Genomic DNA, 18,776 nt, shown 5'->3' on the forward strand with positions numbered 1-18,776 from the left:
TAAGTACTAATGCGCACATCCTATAATATGTATAAATTAGTTTACATACAGCAAAGTAAATAAAAATATACAAATGCCCAGTCAACTTCATTCAACAGCAGTCTTACTAGAGTCTCCAGGCGAGCTTCGCTTGAAGCGTCTTTTGCTTGATGAGCCAAGGGATGAGGACGTTGTTGTGCAGATTGAGTGGAGCGGAATCAGCACTGGGACAGAAAAATTACTTTGGAATGGAACCATGCCTGATTTCCCCGGTATGGGCTACCCATTAGTGCCTGGATATGAGTCGGTTGGCCGCATTACTAAAGTCGGCAAAAAATCCAAATTTAGCTTGAATCAACGGGTGTTCGTACCTGGTGCTAAATGCTTTGGTGATGTGAAGGGGTTGTTTGGTGGAGCCTCTTCCCATGTTGTGGTGCCAAGCGAACGAATTATTGCCCTCCCAGAAACAATTGGTGAGGAGGGTGTATTGCTGGCTCTAGCAGCAACTGCGTATCACGTGACCCAAGGTAAGAAGGCTTTACAGCCAGATCTGATTGTTGGGCATGGCGTACTAGGTCGCTTGATCGCCAGAATTGCAGTGATGTTAGGTGGCCACCCGGTTGTTTGGGAAATTAACTCTGATCGTATGGGAAAGGCTGATGGTTATACCGTCGTTCATCCAAGCGAAGATCAAGAAAGTAAGTACAAAAATATTTGCGATGCTAGCGGTCAGGTAGACGTCTTAAATTCATTAGTTGGGCAGCTCTTGCCAGGCGGAGAAATTACCTTGGCTGGCTTTTACAACAAAGATATTCAATTTAACTTTCCTCAGGCTTTCATGAAAGAGGCAAGATTTCGAATTGCCGCTCAGTGGGCGCCACAGGATTTAGCCGATGTTAAACAAATGATCTCCAGCGGACACCTCAATCTGCAGGGATTAATTACGCATCACAGAACCCCAAGTTCAATTGGTGAGGCTTATCACACCGCATTTGAGGATCCAAACTGTCTCAAAATGATTGTTGACTGGAGAGAAGCATCATGAACGCACCAAGCGTCCCAAAAGAAATTACGATTCAATTCGCAGCATTAAAAAAAGAGGCCGCTATCGAACCTGATCAGGTTCATACCGGCGAGATCAAAAAAGAAACTCAAATCATTGCCATTTATGGCAAGGGTGGTATCGGTAAAAGTTTTACCTTAGCCAATCTGTCTTATATGATGGCGCAGCAAGGTAAAAAAGTACTGCTAATTGGTTGTGATCCAAAAAGTGATACAACTTCATTGCTCTTTGGTGGTAAGGCATGCCCAACCATCATCGAGACATCCTCTAAGAAAAAATTAGCTGGTGAAGAAGTCAAAATCGGCGATGTCTGCTTTAAACGCGATGGTGTATACGCCATGGAATTGGGTGGACCTGAGGTGGGTAGGGGATGCGGTGGACGCGGAATCATTCACGGCTTTGAAACCCTAGAAAAGCTTGGCTTTCATGATTGGGGCTTTGACTATGTACTACTCGATTTCTTGGGCGACGTAGTGTGCGGTGGCTTCGGCCTTCCAATTGCTCGCGATATGTGCCAGAAAGTCATCGTTGTAGCAAGTAATGATTTGCAGTCTCTCTATGTAGCAAACAATGTTTGTTCTGCAGTGGAGTATTTTAGGAAGCTCGGTGGCAATGTAGGTGTCGCTGGTATGGTCATCAACCGTGATGATGGTACTGGTGAAGCGACTGCCTTTGCTGAAAACGTTGGAATTCCCGTTCTTTCTGTTATTCCTGCGAATGACGATATTAGAAGAAAGAGTGCTAGTTACGAAATCATCGGTAGACCAGATTCGCAATGGGGCCCACTCTTTGAAGAGTTGGCTAAAAATGTTGCTGAGGCCCCACCTGTTAGACCAAAACCAATGGCTCCAGATGATTTGCTGGGACTATTTTCTGCAAGCCAAGTCGGTAGAAATGTCGTACTAGAGCCTGCAACTATTTTTGACATGGTTGGCAAAAATGAGGTGATCAAGCCAACCCTCGAAGTCATTTATGACAAAGCATAGAGACTGAGAGCCAAATGAAATCATCCAAAGTAATCCCAATTCAAAATGCATCTGCCGATGTATCGGGGATTGCTTGTCACTCTGGTGCAGAAGGATTGCTTGCCGCAGCAAAAACCGCCAATAAGAGTGAAATTTTGGGTCAATATGCTCAAGATTATCCAAAAGGGCCGCATGATCAACCGCAGAGTATGTGTCCTGCATTTGGATCATTGCGAGTTGGCTTAAGAATGCGTCGCACATCTACCATTCTGTCGGGCTCTGCGTGCTGTGTGTATGGTTTAACTTTTACCTCACATTTTTATGGCGCACGCCGCAGCGTAGGTTACGTACCATTTAATTCTGAATCTTTAGTAACCGGTAAGTTATTCGAAGATATCCGTGATGCCGTTTACAAAGAGGCTAACCCTGAGCTCTACGATGCGATTGTCATCATTAATTTATGTGTGCCAACAGCTAGCGGTGTACCACTCCAATTACTACCAAAAGAAATTAATGGTGTCCGCATCATTGGTATCGATGTTCCTGGCTTTGGAGTTCCTACCCATGCCGAAGCAAAAGATGTTTTAGCGAGCGCTATGTTGCGCTATGCCCGTAATGAAATCGAGAGTGGCCCAGTCCAAGCGCCTCGTAATGGCGTATCCGAAAAACCAACCATCACCTTACTTGGTGAAATGTTCCCGGTAGATCCCATCAGTATCGGGATGATGATTGAGCCCATGGGCTTAGCTGTTGGAACTGTTGTTCCCACCAGAGAGTGGCGTGAACTGTATCAAGCAATGGATTCCAAAGTAGTTGCTGCCATTCATCCTTTTTATACAGCGAGTATTCGTGAGTTTCAGACTGCTGGTAGACAAATTGTCGGATCTGCACCCATCGGCTATGACGGTACAGCGGACTGGTTAGATGAGATAGGCAATGCTTGTGGTGTCAGTGCTGAAAAAATTGGTAATGCAAAAACCAAGTTTTTACCGATGATCAAGGCAGCCTTAAGTGCTAAGCCTATTAAAGGTCGAATCACTGTGAGCGGCTATGAGGGTTCAGAGTTGTTAGTTGCCAGGCTATTGGTTGAGAGTGGAGCAGATGTTCGCTATGTTGGCACAGCTTGTCCAAAAACAGTTTGGAGCAGTAAGGACTTAGATTGGCTCGAATCCAGAGGCATACATGTGCAATACCGCGCTTCTCTCGAGCAAGACCTTGCCGCAATGAAAGAGTTTTCTCCAGACTTGGTGATTGGAACTACGCCAGTGGTTCAAAAAGCAAAAGAATTGGCAATACCATCCTTGTATTTCACGAATTTAATTTCTGCACGGCCGCTAATGGGTGCTGCAGGTGCAGGTTCATTAGCTCAGGTTGTGAATGCCGCCCTGGCTAATAAAGAGCGATTCAATAACATGACTGAATTCTTTGAAGGCGTCGGTACCGAGCATACAACTGGTGTTTGGGAAGACATGCCCGTAGATCGCCCTGAATTTAAAGCTGAAGTTCGCCGCAAGTTAGAAAAGGCAATCGCTAAGCAAAAAGCGGAGGAGATGGGCTAATGCTAGTCATTGACCACGATCGCGCCGGCGGCTATTGGGGAGCTGTCTATGTCTTTACAGCTATCAAGGGGCTGCAGGTAGTGATTGATGGGCCCGTTGGCTGTGAGAATTTACCCGTCACCTCAGTACTGCATTACACCGATGCATTACCGCCACATGAGTTACCGATTGTGGTTACAGGATTAGCGGAAGAACAGCTGGGTAGAGAAGGCACAGAAGAATCAATGAAGCGGGCACACAAGGTGCTCGACCCCAATTTACCAGCAGTGGTAGTTACAGGCTCTATTGCTGAAATGATTGGCGGCGGTGTAACACCTGAAGGTACCGGCATTAAGCGTTTCTTACCAAGAACGATCGATGAAGATCAGTGGCAGTGCGCTAACCGTGCCATGAATTGGTTATGGACGGAGTATGGACTCAAGAAAATTCCACAGCGCGTGAGGGCGGAGGGTGAAAAGCCTAGGGTCAATATTATTGGTCCAGCCTATGGCAGCTTTAATTTATACAGCGACCTTGCAGAAATTCGACGCCTGGTAGAGGGTGTAGGGGCAGAGGTCAATATGGTGTTCCCATTGAGCTCCCATCTGGCCGATGTGGCTAAGTTAGTCAATGCAGATGTCAATATCTGTATGTATCGCGAATACGGACGCTTATTGTGTGAGACTCTTGAGCGCCCTTATTTACAGGCACCGATTGGTATGCAATCGACCACTGCATTCCTGCGTAAGCTGGGTGAACTCTGCGAGATTGATGTGGAAGGCTTTATTGAAAAAGAAAAGCACACCACACTCAAGCCAGCATGGGATTTATGGCGCTCTGTAACCCAAGACTTCTTTGGTACAGCCAGTTTTGCCATCGTTGCTAACGAAACCTATACCCGTGGCGTACGTAATTTCTTGGAAGATGAGATGGGCCTTCCTTGTAACTTTGCCGTCTCTAGATTGCCTGGTAATAAAACGAATAACGTCGAAGTAAGAGATCTAGTGCAGAAGAAAACACCATTGGTCATGTTTGGTAGTTATAACGAACGGATGTACGGAAGCGAAGTGAATGCACGTTTCTCATATATTCCGGCCTCCTTTCCTGGCGCGATTATTCGTCGCCATACCGGTACACCGTTTATGGGTTATTCCGGAGCGGTCTATCTGATTCAAGAAGTGTGTAACTCATTATTTGATGCGCTCTTTCACATCCTCCCCTTGGGAACAGAGATGGATAAGGTGGATCCAACCCCAGCAAGAATACAAGGCCAGATCGCCTCTATTCCTTGGGAAGAAGAAGCCCAAGCATTAATGAACAAATTAATTAGTAATCAGCCTGTGCTCACACAAATTTCAGCTGCCAAAAGAATCCGTGACGAAGCTGAGTTTGAGGCTCGCAAACAAAATATTGAAAGAGTGACAGTCGATTGTGTTCAGAAGTCCACGCTATCCCACCTGAGTGGAGAGACAGTATGACTTTCGATAAAAGAAATTGCCTTAATAAAAGGCTAAACGTATATGGCGTAGTAAAGCCGTATCCCCAAATCTACAGGGGTGATGTGGAAAAGACCGTAAGGTCAGTCTCAAGGAGTAGTCATCATGAGTGAAAACAGATCTATATCTGGGCTTACCGATGCAGAAGCTCAAGAATTCCATGCATTTTATGTGCAAGGTCTACTTGGATTTACTGCCATCGCTGTCGTCGCGCACATACTTGTATGGGCATGGCGTCCATGGTTCTTTTGATGCAGCAGTAAGTACATAGTAAATAGATTCAACTAAAAGGAGTGTTTTATATGAAGACCAATACGGATTTAATCCATAAGAATCATCTACCCGACACGGTGTCGTTCAAGATCATTTTTGTCATTAGCTATGTAGTGATCTTTATGGCAGCTCTCTTTTTGGTTGTGTTACCTGCCTCCCAGAAAGCGTGGTTATTTTCTGGATCTGATGGGGGATCATTCTTCAAATCAGTGGAGTCAGGTGTTTACGGCTTTATGTCTTACTTAAATTAGGAGAAATATTATGTGGAGAATTTGGAAGTTATACGACCCACTACGTGCAATGGTTGCCCAAGGAGTTTTTCTCTTTGCTTTGGCAGCGATGATTCATCTCATTTTATTGAGCACCGTTCAATACAAATGGTTGGATGGCATGAGTCAAGAGCAGTACAAAGCAGCAATCTCTGCAGCGAAGAAGTAAGTAGATGTACAAACCGTAGACGAATTTCTAGCAATAGTGATTCGTCTACGCAATATTAATTAATTATGAGAAAAAATCTCATAGTTCAAGGAGCGCAAAATGGCCATGCTCAACTTTGAAAAGAAATACCGCGTACGCGGCGGGACACTTATCGGTGGAGATCTATTTGATTTCTGGGTAGGCCCGTTTTACGTGGGATTTTTTGGTGTCACTACAGTCTTCTTTACGTTTCTAGGGACTGCAATGATTTTTTGGGGAACCTCTCAGGTAGGGGTTTTTAATCCCTGGCTAATTAATATTGCTCCGCCCGATCTGAAGTATGGTCTCGGGCCAGCCCCTATGATGGAGGGCGGACTTTGGCAAATCATTACGATTTGTGCTTTGGGTGCATTCGGATCATGGGCTTTGCGCGAGGTAGAGATTTCCAGAAAACTGGGTATGGGTCTGCATGTGCCGCTGGCTTTTAGTATGGCAATTTTTGCGTACTTTAGCTTAGTGGTAATTCGCCCAGTACTGATGGGCGCATGGGGGCATGGATTCCCGTATGGAATATTGAGTCACCTAGATTGGGTATCCAATACGGGTTATCAATACCTACACTTTCATTACAACCCGGCTCACATGATTGCGGTGACCTTATTTTTCACCACAACCTTGGCGCTTGCTCTACATGGTGCTTTGGTTCTATCTTCGACCAATCCTGCTGCTGGTAAGACTGTCAGAACTCCAGAGCATGAAGATACTTTCTTCAGAGACATTATTGGTTATTCAGTAGGAACCTTAGGAATTCACCGTCTCGGTTTATTCCTGGCATTAGCAGCCGTCTTTTGGAGTGCAGTTTGTATCGTGATCAGCGGGCCTTTCTGGACAAAGGGATGGCCTGAGTGGTGGACGTGGTGGTTGAATTTGCCTATCTGGGGGTAGTTTTCAGCTGAATTAAATATGCGGAGAGCATTATGGAATATCAAAACTTATTTACTCAAACTCAAGTAACTGGACCTGCTAGTCATGGCGTGCCCATTAACGCATACGATATGCGTGAGCGAACTCGCTCAATTAGCGTAAGCCATTTACTGGGTCGCCTAGGCAATGCTCAGCTTGGACCGATTTATCTGGGACGGCTTGGTGTCGCATCACTCATGTTCGGCATGACGGCATTTTTCATCATTGGTATGAATATGTGGGCCCAAGTAGGGTGGAATCCACTTCAGTTTGTCAGAAAACTGTTCTGGCTTTCCCTAGATGCTCCCTCGCCAAAATATGGCCTTAGCTTTCCGCCTTTAAATGAAGGTGGCTGGTGGCTGATTGTGGGTCTTTTTTCTACGATTTCCATTATGTTGTGGTGGTTCAGAACTTTCCGCCGTGCACAAGCACTTGGTATGGGTAACCATGTACCTTGGGCATTTGCTTCCGCAATCTGGTTATTTTTAGTGCTCGGTCTGATTCGACCTGTATTAATGGGTAGCTGGAGTGAAGGAGTGCCATTCGGTATTTTTTCTCACTTGGACTGGACGGCAGCTCTCTCGATTCGCTACGGAAATTTGTTTTATAACCCTTTCCATATGCTCTCGATTGTTTTCTTATATGGATCTGTTCTGTTATTCGCAATGCACGGTGCAACCATTCTGGCGGTGAGCCGGTTTGGTGGAGAGCGTGAAATCGAACAGATTGTTGATCGTGGTACAGCTTCAGAGCGGGCCGCACTGTTTTGGAGATGGACCATGGGCTTCAATGCAACTATGGAATCTATTCACCGCTGGGCCTGGTGGTTTGCAATACTGACACCGCTGACCGGTGGTATCGGCATTCTATTAACTGGAACAGTAGTTGATAACTGGTATTTATGGGGTGTGAAGCACGACATAGCACCCGCTTATCCAGCAATATATGGAACGATGACGGATCCTGCCCTTACAGCGCCCGTTGCTCCAATTGCTATAGGAGAGAAAAAATGAAGAACCTACGTCATAAATTAACAGTCATATTCGGAATTCTGGGTATCTTAATGCTGACCGCATGTGAGCGGCCGCCAATAGAATCAAAGCAAACGGGCTTCCGAGGCACTGGTATGGCTGAGATTAATAATCCAAGAACAGATGCTCAACTGGCCAAGCTCAATGAAATGCCAGCGGGTATTCCGGCATCGGCTGATGGACCTAAGGCTGGGGCTGTTTACCAGAATGTGAAGGTGCTTAATAACTTAAGTGCTGCTCAGTTCAGCGCTTTCATGGTGTCTATGACAGCTTGGGTTGCTCCAAAAGAAGGTTGTGCTTACTGTCATAACGTTCAAAACTTTGCCGATGATTCTATGTACACCAAGACTGTTGCTAGAAAAATGATCTTGATGAATCAAGAGATCAATGGCACTTGGAATAATCACGTGAAAACTACAGGTGTAACTTGCTATACCTGTCACCGTGGTAATAACATCCCGCAAAATGTTTGGTTCAATACAGTCGAAAAACGTGGCGGTAATATGCTGGGTAATAAGAATGGTCAAAATGATCCAACGGCAGGTAGTGCCTATGCCTCCTTACCTAATAACACCTTTGGAAGCTACTTCGTGGCCGGTGCCGGTGCAGCGCGTGTTATTGGGAGTGATGCATTGCCTAATGGACATAAAGCAACTCTACAAAGTACCGAGAGTGTTTATGGCGTGATGTCGCACATGTCAAACTCTCTCGGGGTCAATTGTACGTACTGTCATAACAGTCGCGCCTTTAGTAGTTGGGAGCAGAGTACGCCACAACGTATACAAGCTTGGCATGGTATTCAGATGCTGAAAGATGTCAATACCAACTATATAGATTCATTAGCATCTACTTTCCCTGATAACCGTAAGGGACCAGATGGTGATGTAGCCAAAGCCAATTGCGCCACTTGCCATCAGGGTGTAAATAAGCCTCTCTTAGGACAAAGCATGGTCAAAGATTATCCATATCTTGTTCCTGCCAAAACTAAACCGGCCGATAGTATTCATAGTTCTAAGAATTGATGTAAACCCCCCCCTCTTGCTCATTGAGAGCAAGAGGGGGATTTCACTAAAGGAAGTGTGATGGACCAAAAGGTCGATCTATTTAAGATTCCAGGGCAAATCACAAACCTTCATGACGGCAATCATGCTGAGCGTGTTTTAGTCATTGGCTCAGGATTTGGGGGTCTAGCTTCCGCCATTCGCATGGCAAAAAAAGGGTATCAAGTACAAGTATTAGAGCGGCTTGAAAGTCCAGGGGGTAGGGCATTCGTTCACAAAAAGAATGGCTTTACCTTTGATGCTGGCCCTACCATCATTACTGCCCCATTTCTGTTGGAAGAGTTGTGGGAGATGTGCGGTAAAAAAATGGCTGATGATGTTGATCTTCGTGCCATGGATCCCTTCTATCAAATACGATTTGCTGATGGACGGATCTTTAATTACACAGGTGATTTGGAGCAAATGAAGCGGGAGGTTAGTAAATTTAATCCCAAGGATTTGCCGGGTTATTTGCGCTTTCTAGAGGATGCCAAATATCGTTATAAGTTAGGTTTTGAAGAGTTAGGCGATGTCGCCTTTGATAATCTGGCGGATCTTGCAAAGGCATTTCCAAGTCTAATCAAAATGCGGGCATGGGAAACTCTTTACAGTCTAGTGGCTAAGCATATGAAAGATCCTCAGCTTCGAGAGGTCATGAGCTTTCATCCTTTGCTGATTGGCGGCAATCCATTTTCAGTAACAGCTGTATATGCCTTGATTAATTCCCTAGAGAGTAAATGGGGTGTGCATTCAGCGATGGGTGGCACTGGTGCGATTGTCAAGGGATTGGTAGGCTTATTAGAGGGGCTTGATGTCCCTATTCGCTATAACAGCACAGTCAAGAAAATCAATATAGTCGATCGCAAGGTCACTGGTGTCACCTTAGAAAATGGTGAGGTAATCTACGCGGACAAGGTGGTATCAAATGCAGATACCGCATGGACTTACAAAAATCTGATTGAGCCGCAGCATAGAAAAATTTGGACTGATAGAAAAGTAAACAATGGAAAGTATTCCATGAGTTTATTTGTTTGGTATTTTGGAACTAAGAAAAAGTACCCACAAATCCCGCATCACATGATGTTGCTTGGCAAGCGTTATAAAGAATTGCTAGAGGATATTTTTAAACGCCATCATTTAGCAAAAGATTTCAGTCTTTATCTACATCGTCCAACTGCTACCGACCCTAGTCTGGCACCAGAGGGCTGTGACACATTTTATGTTTTATCTCCAGTACCCCATTTAGATAGCGGTACAGATTGGAAAAAAGAGGCTGAGCCCTATAGGCAGGCCATTGCAACCATGCTGGAAGAGACAGTTTTACCTGGCTTAGAAGAAAATCTAGTTGAGTCCTTTGTGATGACTCCAGAGGATTTCAAAGATAGGCTTTTGTCATTTAAGGGTGCAGCATTTGGATTAGAGCCACTCCTAACTCAAAGTGCTTGGTTTAGACCGCACAATCGTAGTGAAGATATTGAGGGTCTTTACATGGTTGGGGCAAGTACCCATCCTGGCGCCGGCATACCTGGAGTGCTATCTTCGGCAAAAGCGCTTGATTTCTTAATCGAACCTGTCAAGCTTACAGGCAGCCGTGCACGATAGAGCGATTACCGCTGAATTTGGATTTCAGCAAGATCTTCATATTTGCGAAGATCTCATGAAAGAAGGCTCCAAGTCATTTTTCTCTGCCTCACGAATATTGCCCAGCAAAATTCGGGATTCTGCAATTGCTCTTTACGCTTTCTGCCGTCTGCTAGATGACATGGTGGATGATCCCAATGCGCCAGATGATGTCATCAAACAAATTGAGTATCGACTCGATTGTATTTATGCGCAGAATCCTGCTGATATTCCTGCAGACAGAGCGCTGGCTTTAGTGGTTGAACGATTCTTGATTCCTAGGGAGCTGCTAGAGGCTCTAATTGAGGGATTCAGATGGGATCGTCATGGCAGGCAATACGACACGATAGAAGAGCTTTGTGATTATTCGGCAAGAGTAGCCTCTACCGTAGGAGTCATGATGACTTTAATTATGGGAGTCAGAGATCGCGCAGTCTTAGAGAGGGCATGCGAGCTTGGCTTAGCAATGCAATTGAGTAATATCGCTAGAGATGTCGGCGAAGATGCAAAAAATCAACGACTCTACTTGCCAAAGCAGTGGCTTCAAGAGGAGGGCATTGATCCGGATCAGTGGCTGCTCAATCCGCAATTCAGTCCCGCACTATCTAGAGTAGTTAAAAGGCTTATCACTTATGCAGACGACCTTTATAGCCGCTCTTCCTTTGGATTCTCTGGCTTACCGCGTAACTGTAGGTCAGCAATTGCTGCCGCTAGTTTTATTTACTCAGAAATCAGTCGTCAGGTAGAGCGACAAGCCTATGATTCAGTTTCTCGACGTGCGGTAGTCTCAAAAAAGAGAAAGCTGCTCTTGCTCGTGAAGGCATTTAGAACCGCTATTTTTACCGCTAAACCAGACCGTAGCTTCAGTCAGATTACTTCTATTCAGTTTTTGGTTGATGTCGTCAGGCCAGAAGAGCCTTATGCTCATTACACCGGTAGTGTCGAAGAAAGATTAATTTGGGTTGTAGGGCTACTTGAAAAAGTGGAACTCCGAAAAACAGCAAGCTTTTACGCTAAGGCTCAGCAACAAGCCTAAAACTCTATTGAGTTAAAAAATCATTGTTGGGTTTCTAGGCATTCTCCAGGGCAACATGAGTTGCACGATATTGGACTTTAAGCGATTGACGTTGAGAGTCTCATGCATCGAAATGACCTCTTCCCCCAATAAGTGAGATTGGATTCGGGAGCGTGCATAAAATGGGGTATCTTCATAGGTATTTAAGAGTTCAACTGCCGTCGGTTTTTCTGAGCGCATATTTCTTTTGATGCCCCAGCCAGTTTTTCTTAGAGAGACTCTCTCTGGCGCTGTAAACGGCTCAACTGTGCCATCGAGATTAAATTTAGAGGCAATGATGCGCTCGGCACCATTACTTTGACGGACATCATAAATAACGGCTGTACTACCATCCTTGAGATGCGCTCTGGACCAGTCCCATTCGCTGAAGGATTGGCTGACTGCCTCATCGCCTTCATTCGAATCAAAATAGGCGCTGCCTTTCCAATGCAAATTGGGCTTGGCAAAAGATACCTCAACTCTCGCTGACGGAGAGATCGGCCCCCAGCGATGCTTTCCCTGATCATCCAAGGCAACAACGTGATTAAAGAGTTGATCTGGATAAACCTTGATGGTGCCCTCTACCTTATTCCCTAGCAAAGGTACGCGCTCTTTGATCTTAATGGTTAAAACATCATTCTCCCAATGCAAATGACTGGGGCCAATCGTGAAAGTATGTTCTGTTCTTTGGATTGCATTCTGAGCTCGCTCAGTCATAGTCCAGTGTTTTGAATTTGGTGTGTAAAGCGCAACATTGATAGCGCAGTAATCATTCGCATTGGCAGGCTGCTTTTTATTGGCCCAAGCGTAATAGGGTGAGAACACACTGCCAACAAAAGCAATGATGCTAAAGCCATAAAGACCATCGTCACTCAGACCATCAACATACCACCAGAGATAATTTCCTGGATCTACCGCTTGATCAAACCGAGGTGTTCCATTAGGGTTGCGGCCACCAAGCGACCGGACATAGCTGCCATGGGAACTCCCGGACCCGGATGTGTACTTCCCCCCGTGAGTAGTAGATTGCTGATTTGCGATTGAGAGCCGAGCCTCTGGAATGAACTCATCCATCCATGCGTTGCTTGACCATAAAGAGCTCCCCCGCGACCCGGAAAGAGTTTGGCGAATTCTTGAGGGCTCGTTCGAATCACTTCCAGATTTTGAAGCTGTAGACCATATTGGTTCATGAGTGAAAATATTTTTTGCTCGCATCGATCTAATTCCTTTACGTCGTAAGATGAACTGCCACCATTTGCTGGCGCATTCACCAGACAAAGTAGCCGCTCATGTGAGTCGCTCTCGATCGCATGATCCGTTCTATCTTGAGCGCAAATATACACCGTTGGATTTTCTGGAATTTTTCCCTTAGTAAAAATATCCGAAAACTCATCACGGTAGGATTGATTAAAGAACACGTTATGTCTGACTAGTGGAAAGCCAGATGCTTTTACCTGCATTGACCAAGTAACTGCAGATAGAGAGTCTGCCTGCTGAAGATTTTTAGGAATCGCTTCACTGGCTGGCTCGCCCAGTAAGCCGTACTTCAAGGCGTTAATGTCGCCATTAAAAATCAGGTAATCACATTCAAGATATTCACCGGAAGAGAGTAGTACCCCTTTTACTTTATCCCCAGTGATATCCAAGGACTGGACTTCCGAGTTGTATTTAAAGTTGCATTGTTTCTTTGCGGCTAAGCGAGCAATGACTTCGGGGATCTTTATCATTCCTCCCTTAATAGACCAAACACCTTCCATTTCTACTTGGGCGATCAACATCAGGGTTGCTGGAGCCAAATAGGGTGATGAGCCACAGTAGGTTGCATAACGCCCAAACAACTGATGTAGACGAGGATCAGGAAAGTATTGCTCCAATGCTGACCATAAACTACTAAAAGGGCCGATATCCCAAAGCACTTTACTTTTAGCCAGCCCTAAAGAGGACATCATTCCCATCATGTTAGGGCGAGGGGATTCAATAAAAGGCGTCTTCAGTGCTTGATAAACTTTTTTTGCTGTTTTGCAAAACCCTAAGAACTGTTTTGATTGTTGTGCCCCGCTAAATTGACCGATGGCATCAGCACTTTTTTGACTATCTGCGTAGAGATCTAGGTAAGTATCGCCCCAGCTATGCCTAGCAAGAATATCTAATGCTTCCAGCTCGAATTCTGAATCAAAATGTTCTCCGCAATCTGTAAAGAGTTCATCAAAGATCCATTTCATCGTAAAGACCGTAGGTCCAGAGTCGATAAAAGAATTTCCCGCTTGCACTTGGCGAATCTTTCCACCAGGCCCTGCGTTCTTCTCGATTACCGTGACATCGAGACCTTGGTGAGATAGTGCCAAAGCAGCGCTAAGACCGCCGATACCCGCTCCAACAATCAGAACCTTAGGTGATTTCAACATGCTTACCTTGCCATACACCTTGAGCAGAATTGACTACAAAGCGTGTAAACATCGATTCTGAAAAATAGTCTTTACCGTACGCAGCTTTAATAGCAGCAAGATGAGCGCCTTCCTGCGCATAGCGATCTAGAGACTGCTCATCATTCCAAATGGTGAAGGTTGCCTGGCGAAGATAGGGCGCCTCGCCAAGTCCGGCGGTCAGTATTTTTCCAGATGCCTGATTAATCGATTCCTCAGCAGGCTTCGCTTTGCTCCAAAACTGTGTTGCTTTAGTGGGTCTGATTGAAGCTCGAGTGAGTGATGCAATAGGGCCTTTAATCGGTTTTTGTGCTAAGTCTTGCATTGAAAATGAAGACCACGAACCACGGCTAGAGTAGGCCTGGAGTGTTGCGGTAAACATTTCATTGGAATGATCTTGATATGCTCGCAAGATAGGAGCATTTCTTAAGAAAGTGCCTGCATTTTCAGGCTCATCGAATACACAAAAGAAGCCTTGTTTGGTAAGACTTGGTTTTGTACTAAACCCCCCGTTAAATCCAGAGCCCAGTACTTTACAAAATTGAAGGCCTGTCAGCCCGGCAAAAGGGTATTTACCCAGAATGTAGCGAGATAGCCCCCATCCACCAGAACCAGCAGCAATATTGATTAAAGCTAATACTGCTGTCTGATTAGTCATGAGAAATTAGGCATCAATATCTTCAACAGCATTACTGTCAATAATACTAAAACGTCTCATTTTGATATACAGACCCTGTCGAGATAAGCCTAGCAATTCTGCTGCTGAAGCTCTGTTAGACATCGTTAGGTCTAAGGCAGCCAAAATACATAACTTTTCAATAATGTCAGTAGTCTCAGTAACGATTTGCTTCAAAGGAACCTTACCAACCAATTGAGTTAGTTCTTTTGCATTCTTACCTAAGTTTTCAGACTTAGCACTGGGTTGTTGTACTGATTTCGAGATTTGATGAATGCTGATACCAACCGCTGACAGTTTTCCGCTAATAAAGCTGACTGCAGAAATTTGAGCTTCTCTTGGTGAGCTACCATCATCAGCAGTAATCGTTGTTGCATAGTCTTTGATCGAGCCATATTCGCGCACAGTGCCGAGGATAATTTTTAAATCAATTCCCGCCCTACCGAGCCATACTTCCAATGACTTGCCGAGAATATTTTCTTTCTGTGCAGATTGAGACATAGAAACAAAGGTGCTATTGGCAGTCAAAATAATGCCACTAGTACTGCAAACAATAAAACCATCCTGAAAGTCTTCAATAGCCTGTGTGAGTAAAGTAGTTTGCTCATTCAGATTGCTGATCTGAGTGCTGTTTGATTTTGGTTTGATAGATACGAGGCAAATATTTTGATTGCCCTCGCGCAATAAGACACTAGAAATTTCTACATTCTCTTTCAAGTTCTCAAGCGTCGATTGCATCGAAGATTGCATAATCCCAGATTTTGAATCTGCTAAATAAGTTTGGATAGTCTCATAATCTTTTACAGGAAATAAATTCGTAAACAATTTCCCCTGAATTTTCTTTAGATCACCTACCAAAAATCCAGCAGATTTATTCACTTCAAGAATCTTTAATGTTTGGCTATCTACTATCAAATAGGCTTGATCAATGTTGTTAAATAGTTGAACGTAACGATTTTGTATTGCATGAAGATTGGCATATTCACGCTCAATTTCTTGCTGAGACTCTACAAGCTTTTGCTGCAGCATAGAGATGCCGCTGAGATCTTTGCCAATAGCAACTAGCTTATTTTCTTTTGGAAAAAAAATCGTACTAAATTGAATCGGAAGAGAGGGTGATCCCTCTATCCATTGATTTACTTGACGCCACTTTTGCTCAGACTCATCCTCGCTTGTTTTAAGCAGGGCATTCACTTTAGGTTGGCTATCAATAGCAACAGTATCGAGCCAATTTTTCCCAATTAAAGACTGGGTATTGTTAGCAACGGGCTTAGAGCCGTTTAATACATTCTCAATTAAGCCTGAGCTATTCATCACAAGCACAAGATCAACTGAAAGCGACAGCATTGCAGCTGCTTGATGCACATCTAAAGCATCTACTGCTTGTGGATCTAGATTGAAAATTTTGGTCACTATATTTTTTTTACCGATTTTTCTAATAATTATTTTTTATATTTGGCTGAGCATATGTTCTAGTTTTTGAACAGACTCTTCAGGGGTAAATGCTGTTATATCTGCCTGAATGTGACTAAATTTTGCAGGCGCCTTATTATAGAGCGGACCCCCAATAAGAACCATTATTTTTGGGTTCTGAGATTTCTCCCTAAGAGTGCTAATGATATTTGGTAGCTGCTGCAATTGCTCATCGCACGATATCGAAATAGCAATAGCATCACGGCTATTGGTCTCAAGCTCTTTGCTGATGGATTTCAGGCTATTGTTTTCTGGGCGATAAACACGCCAACCAGAATGAATAAAATAATTAGAGAGAATGAGCGTACCTAAAGAGTGCTGTGATTCTGGAAAAGTCGTGATGAGAATCGAATGGTTGCCTCGCTTCTCTAATTGAGTGACTTGAAAAAGATAGTCAAGCTTATGTATCACTCGCTCTAGCTTGTTTGTCCCAATCGACACCTCAGCAAAACTAAGAGTGTCGTCTTCCCATTGTTTGCCCAGTCTTCTCGCAATCGTGGGTATGAGATCTAAGACGATGTAATTAATCGATACCCCATGAGTCTTGAGCACGGTAATTGCCAGCTCAAAGGCCCCATCTTCGGTAGAGAGCAGTAATTGGGTGATCCGATCAATCTCCTCATCAGCTAATACGTCCCCTTGTTTGCTCGGGGTGGTTGTAGGAGTCTCAAGCCAGCCTCCCTCGTTGGAGGCTTTGGGCTTATTGATCCTTTCAACCTTGCGTTCAATTTCCTCAACTAAGCGGGGTAGTTGGGTACTGAACACTTCCATGATGAGTTCTTTTTTAAAAGATGGATTCATCAATCGGCCCTTGATCTAATGTGATGTATTATTTGCAAACATATGTAAAATAATTATTACACTAGAGATCTAATAATGGCAATTATTTTCCATTAACTAGGGTAAACACTAGTAATAACTAGGGAAAGTACCAGTATTAGTAAGTTCTAATTGGCGTAAAGTTTTGTTTACACATAGCCAAACACATCACGCCCAAAAATGAAGATTAATAAGCCTCTATACAGTCAGGAACAACGCGCAAAACGCGATGCTACTGTATGGACCCTGGTTCAGGGGATTTTGGCGCCTGTTCAATTTTTAGTCTGCCTCGTTAGCCTGTATTTAGTCTTGCAGTACCTCATTTCTGGCCATCACTATGAATTAGCCACTATCTCAGTAGTGGTTAAAACCTTCTTTTTATATCTCATCATGCTTACCGGAAGCATTTGGGAGAAAGTGGTTTTTGGAAAATACCTTTTTGCCGATAGCTTCTTCTGGGAAGACGTATTTAGTATGTTGGTCATTTCCCTGCATACGATTTACCTCTATTTCCTCATAGCTGGTGGTATGAGTGATCGCAGTCTGATGTATCTTGCACTGGCTGCGTATACGTCTTACTTTATTAATGCAGGCCAGTTTATTTACAAGCTTCGGATGGCTAGGCTGCAGTTTAACGACCGGGTTACAGCATGAACGCTATCGTTGATCTGCCAAAAGAGGCTCAGTCCCATGTTGGTAAAAATATTCCCATCTACAAAGAGCGTGGCCAAAGAGAAGTATTTTGTGGTCTTACAGGGATCATTTGGCTGCACCGAAAAATTCAGGATGCTTTCTTCTTGGTTGTTGGCTCCAGAACCTGCGCGCATTTGATTCAATCAGCGGCTGGAGTCATGATTTTTGCAGAGCCGAGGTTTGCGACAGCCATTATTGATGATCGTGATCTGGCTGGAATTGCAGATGCTCATGATGAGCTTGACCGGGTTGTTAAGGCCTTGCTGACAAGGCGTCCTGACATCAAGATGCTATTTTTAGTAGGCTCTTGCCCATCAGAAGTCATTAAGTTAGACCTATCTCGTGCAGCACAAAGACTGAATAAAGAAATGGTCAATCAATGCCGCATTTTGAGTTACTCAGGCAGCGGCATTGAGACAACCTTTACTCAAGGTGAGGATGCTTGTTTGGCATCCTTAATAACCGATACACCAAAACAAACTCCTGCAGCTGAGAAAAATTTACTCATCGTTGGTTGCTTGCCAGATATCGTTGAAGATCAATTCCAACGCATTTTTAATGAGCTGGGCATTACTAATGTGTCCTTCTTCCCACCAAAGAGCTCAAAACAAGTGGTTGAGATAAATAGTAATACTCAATATCTACTTGCACAGCCTTTTTTGGCTGAAACTGCCAGACTCATTGAGGAGCGAGGCGCAAAAAGATTGTCTGCACCATTTCCGTTTGGAGTTGAAGGCACTACAGCATGGCTTAAGACTGCTGCCAAAGCCTGGGGCATTGATGAAAGCAAATTTGATCAAGTAACCCAAGTCAGAATTGATCGTGCCAAAAAGAGTCTCGCACGTTATCTACCAGCTTTGGAAAATAAAAGTATTTCTTTCTTTCCAGATTCTCAGTTAGAAATTCCTTTAGCGCGCTTCTTGTCCAAAGAATGTGGCATGAAAGTTCTGGAGATAGGCACACCCTATATTCATAAGCAACATTTGGAATGCGAGTTTGATTTATTGCCAGAAAATATTCGCATCGTTGAGGGTCAGGATGTCGAGAAGCAATTAGATCGTTGTCGGAGTGATAAACCTGACATCGTAGTTTGTGGACTTGGCTTAGCCAATCCCCTTGAATCTGAAGGCATTACGACTAAGTGGTCAATTGAGTTGGTCTTTAGCCCTGTGCATGGATATGAGCAGGCTGCTGATTTAGCAGAGCTCTTTGCGCGACCCTTAAATCGCAGCCTGAAACTAGCGGCTTAAAGG

At 44.3% G+C, this 18,776-nt stretch carries 19 protein-coding genes; 14 read left to right on the forward strand and 5 right to left on the reverse strand.

Translation table 11 applies throughout. From position 1 onward, the window contains the following. Nucleotides 1-73: 73 nt before the first annotated feature. From bchC to ICN22_RS05105, 12 genes are all read left to right on the forward strand, one after another. Nucleotides 74-1,024: a chlorophyll synthesis pathway protein BchC gene (gene bchC, locus ICN22_RS05050; protein WP_216169172.1), complete on the forward strand. Its 951-nt coding sequence runs from the start codon at nucleotides 74-76 to the stop codon at nucleotides 1,022-1,024. Continuing rightward, the gene (locus tag ICN22_RS05055) at nucleotides 1,021-2,028 is read left to right on the forward strand and encodes a chlorophyllide a reductase iron protein subunit X (RefSeq protein ID WP_216169173.1); all 1,008 of its coding nucleotides are present in this window, start codon (nucleotides 1,021-1,023) and stop codon (nucleotides 2,026-2,028) included. The genes bchC and ICN22_RS05055 overlap by 4 nt, the downstream gene beginning before the upstream one ends. A 14-nt stretch (nucleotides 2,029-2,042) precedes the next feature. Continuing rightward, on the forward strand, nucleotides 2,043-3,566 hold the full coding sequence (gene bchY / locus ICN22_RS05060; protein WP_216169174.1) for a chlorophyllide a reductase subunit Y: 1,524 nt from the start codon (nucleotides 2,043-2,045) through the stop codon (nucleotides 3,564-3,566). Then, nucleotides 3,566-5,023: a chlorophyllide a reductase subunit Z gene (gene bchZ, locus ICN22_RS05065; protein ID WP_216169175.1), complete on the forward strand. Its 1,458-nt coding sequence runs from the start codon at nucleotides 3,566-3,568 to the stop codon at nucleotides 5,021-5,023. The genes bchY and bchZ overlap by 1 nt, the downstream gene beginning before the upstream one ends. A 123-nt stretch (nucleotides 5,024-5,146) precedes the next feature. Then, nucleotides 5,147-5,293 (forward strand): light-harvesting antenna LH1, beta subunit, encoded by a 147-nt coding sequence (pufB, locus tag ICN22_RS05070; protein ID WP_046330418.1) that lies wholly within the window; start codon nucleotides 5,147-5,149, stop codon nucleotides 5,291-5,293. Between the two features lie 50 nt (nucleotides 5,294-5,343). Further along, nucleotides 5,344-5,565: a hypothetical protein gene (locus ICN22_RS05075; RefSeq protein WP_216169176.1), complete on the forward strand. Its 222-nt coding sequence runs from the start codon at nucleotides 5,344-5,346 to the stop codon at nucleotides 5,563-5,565. A 10-nt stretch (nucleotides 5,566-5,575) separates the two neighbouring features. Further along, complete coding sequence (gene pufA, locus ICN22_RS05080) at nucleotides 5,576-5,752, forward strand: light-harvesting antenna LH1, alpha subunit (RefSeq protein WP_071608677.1); 177 nt, start codon at nucleotides 5,576-5,578, stop codon at nucleotides 5,750-5,752. Between the two features lie 99 nt (nucleotides 5,753-5,851). Further along, nucleotides 5,852-6,676 carry a photosynthetic reaction center subunit L gene (gene pufL, locus ICN22_RS05085; RefSeq protein WP_215354086.1) on the forward strand — a complete coding sequence of 275 codons (825 nt, stop codon included), beginning with the start codon at nucleotides 5,852-5,854 and terminating at the stop codon, nucleotides 6,674-6,676. Nucleotides 6,677-6,708: 32 nt separating this feature from the next. Further along, nucleotides 6,709-7,707, forward strand: coding sequence for a photosynthetic reaction center subunit M (gene pufM, locus ICN22_RS05090; protein WP_216863481.1), 999 nt, complete (start codon nucleotides 6,709-6,711; stop codon nucleotides 7,705-7,707). Continuing rightward, a complete protein-coding gene (pufC, locus tag ICN22_RS05095) occupies nucleotides 7,704-8,747 on the forward strand; it encodes a photosynthetic reaction center cytochrome PufC (protein WP_216169177.1) in 1,044 nt (347 codons plus the stop codon). Before pufM ends, pufC begins: the two co-directional genes overlap by 4 nt. 60 nt (nucleotides 8,748-8,807) lie before the next feature. Further along, on the forward strand, nucleotides 8,808-10,367 hold the full coding sequence (locus ICN22_RS05100; RefSeq protein WP_216169178.1) for a phytoene desaturase: 1,560 nt from the start codon (nucleotides 8,808-8,810) through the stop codon (nucleotides 10,365-10,367). Beyond that, on the forward strand, nucleotides 10,357-11,421 hold the full coding sequence (locus ICN22_RS05105; protein WP_369411564.1) for a phytoene/squalene synthase family protein: 1,065 nt from the start codon (nucleotides 10,357-10,359) through the stop codon (nucleotides 11,419-11,421). The genes ICN22_RS05100 and ICN22_RS05105 overlap by 11 nt, the downstream gene beginning before the upstream one ends. Before the next feature lie 12 nt (nucleotides 11,422-11,433). On the opposite strand, the gene ICN22_RS05110 is transcribed toward ICN22_RS05105, so the two are convergent. From ICN22_RS05110 to ICN22_RS05130, 5 genes are read right to left on the reverse strand one after another with little or no spacing between them, the layout of a single operon-like run. Beyond that, on the reverse strand, nucleotides 11,434-12,315 hold the full coding sequence (locus tag ICN22_RS05110; RefSeq protein WP_216169358.1) for a carotenoid 1,2-hydratase family protein: 882 nt from the start codon (nucleotides 12,313-12,315) through the stop codon (nucleotides 11,434-11,436). Nucleotides 12,316-12,350: 35 nt separating this feature from the next. Continuing rightward, nucleotides 12,351-13,844, reverse strand: coding sequence for a 1-hydroxycarotenoid 3,4-desaturase CrtD (crtD, locus tag ICN22_RS05115; protein ID WP_216169179.1), 1,494 nt, complete (start codon nucleotides 13,842-13,844; stop codon nucleotides 12,351-12,353). Then, on the reverse strand, nucleotides 13,828-14,520 hold the full coding sequence (locus ICN22_RS05120) for a spheroidene monooxygenase (RefSeq protein ID WP_216169180.1): 693 nt from the start codon (nucleotides 14,518-14,520) through the stop codon (nucleotides 13,828-13,830). The genes crtD and ICN22_RS05120 overlap by 17 nt, the downstream gene beginning before the upstream one ends. A gap of 6 nt (nucleotides 14,521-14,526) precedes the next feature. After that, on the reverse strand, nucleotides 14,527-15,951 hold the full coding sequence (gene ppsR / locus ICN22_RS05125; protein ID WP_216169181.1) for a transcriptional regulator PpsR: 1,425 nt from the start codon (nucleotides 15,949-15,951) through the stop codon (nucleotides 14,527-14,529). 36 nt (nucleotides 15,952-15,987) lie between these two features. Further along, nucleotides 15,988-16,812 carry a cobalamin B12-binding domain-containing protein gene (locus ICN22_RS05130; protein ID WP_216169182.1) on the reverse strand — a complete coding sequence of 275 codons (825 nt, stop codon included), beginning with the start codon at nucleotides 16,810-16,812 and terminating at the stop codon, nucleotides 15,988-15,990. Between the two features lie 198 nt (nucleotides 16,813-17,010). Between ICN22_RS05130 and bchF the strand changes: the two genes are divergently transcribed. Together bchF and ICN22_RS05140 are read left to right on the forward strand one after the other, a co-directional pair. Then, a complete protein-coding gene (gene bchF, locus ICN22_RS05135; RefSeq protein ID WP_216169183.1) occupies nucleotides 17,011-17,484 on the forward strand; it encodes a 2-vinyl bacteriochlorophyllide hydratase in 474 nt (157 codons plus the stop codon). Beyond that, complete coding sequence (locus ICN22_RS05140; RefSeq protein ID WP_216169184.1) at nucleotides 17,481-18,773, forward strand: ferredoxin:protochlorophyllide reductase (ATP-dependent) subunit N; 1,293 nt, start codon at nucleotides 17,481-17,483, stop codon at nucleotides 18,771-18,773. Before bchF ends, ICN22_RS05140 begins: the two co-directional genes overlap by 4 nt. Nucleotides 18,774-18,776: the final 3 nt, after the last annotated feature.

This window comes from Polynucleobacter bastaniensis (genome assembly GCF_018882205.1).
Taxonomy (GTDB): domain Bacteria; phylum Pseudomonadota; class Gammaproteobacteria; order Burkholderiales; family Burkholderiaceae; genus Polynucleobacter; species Polynucleobacter bastaniensis.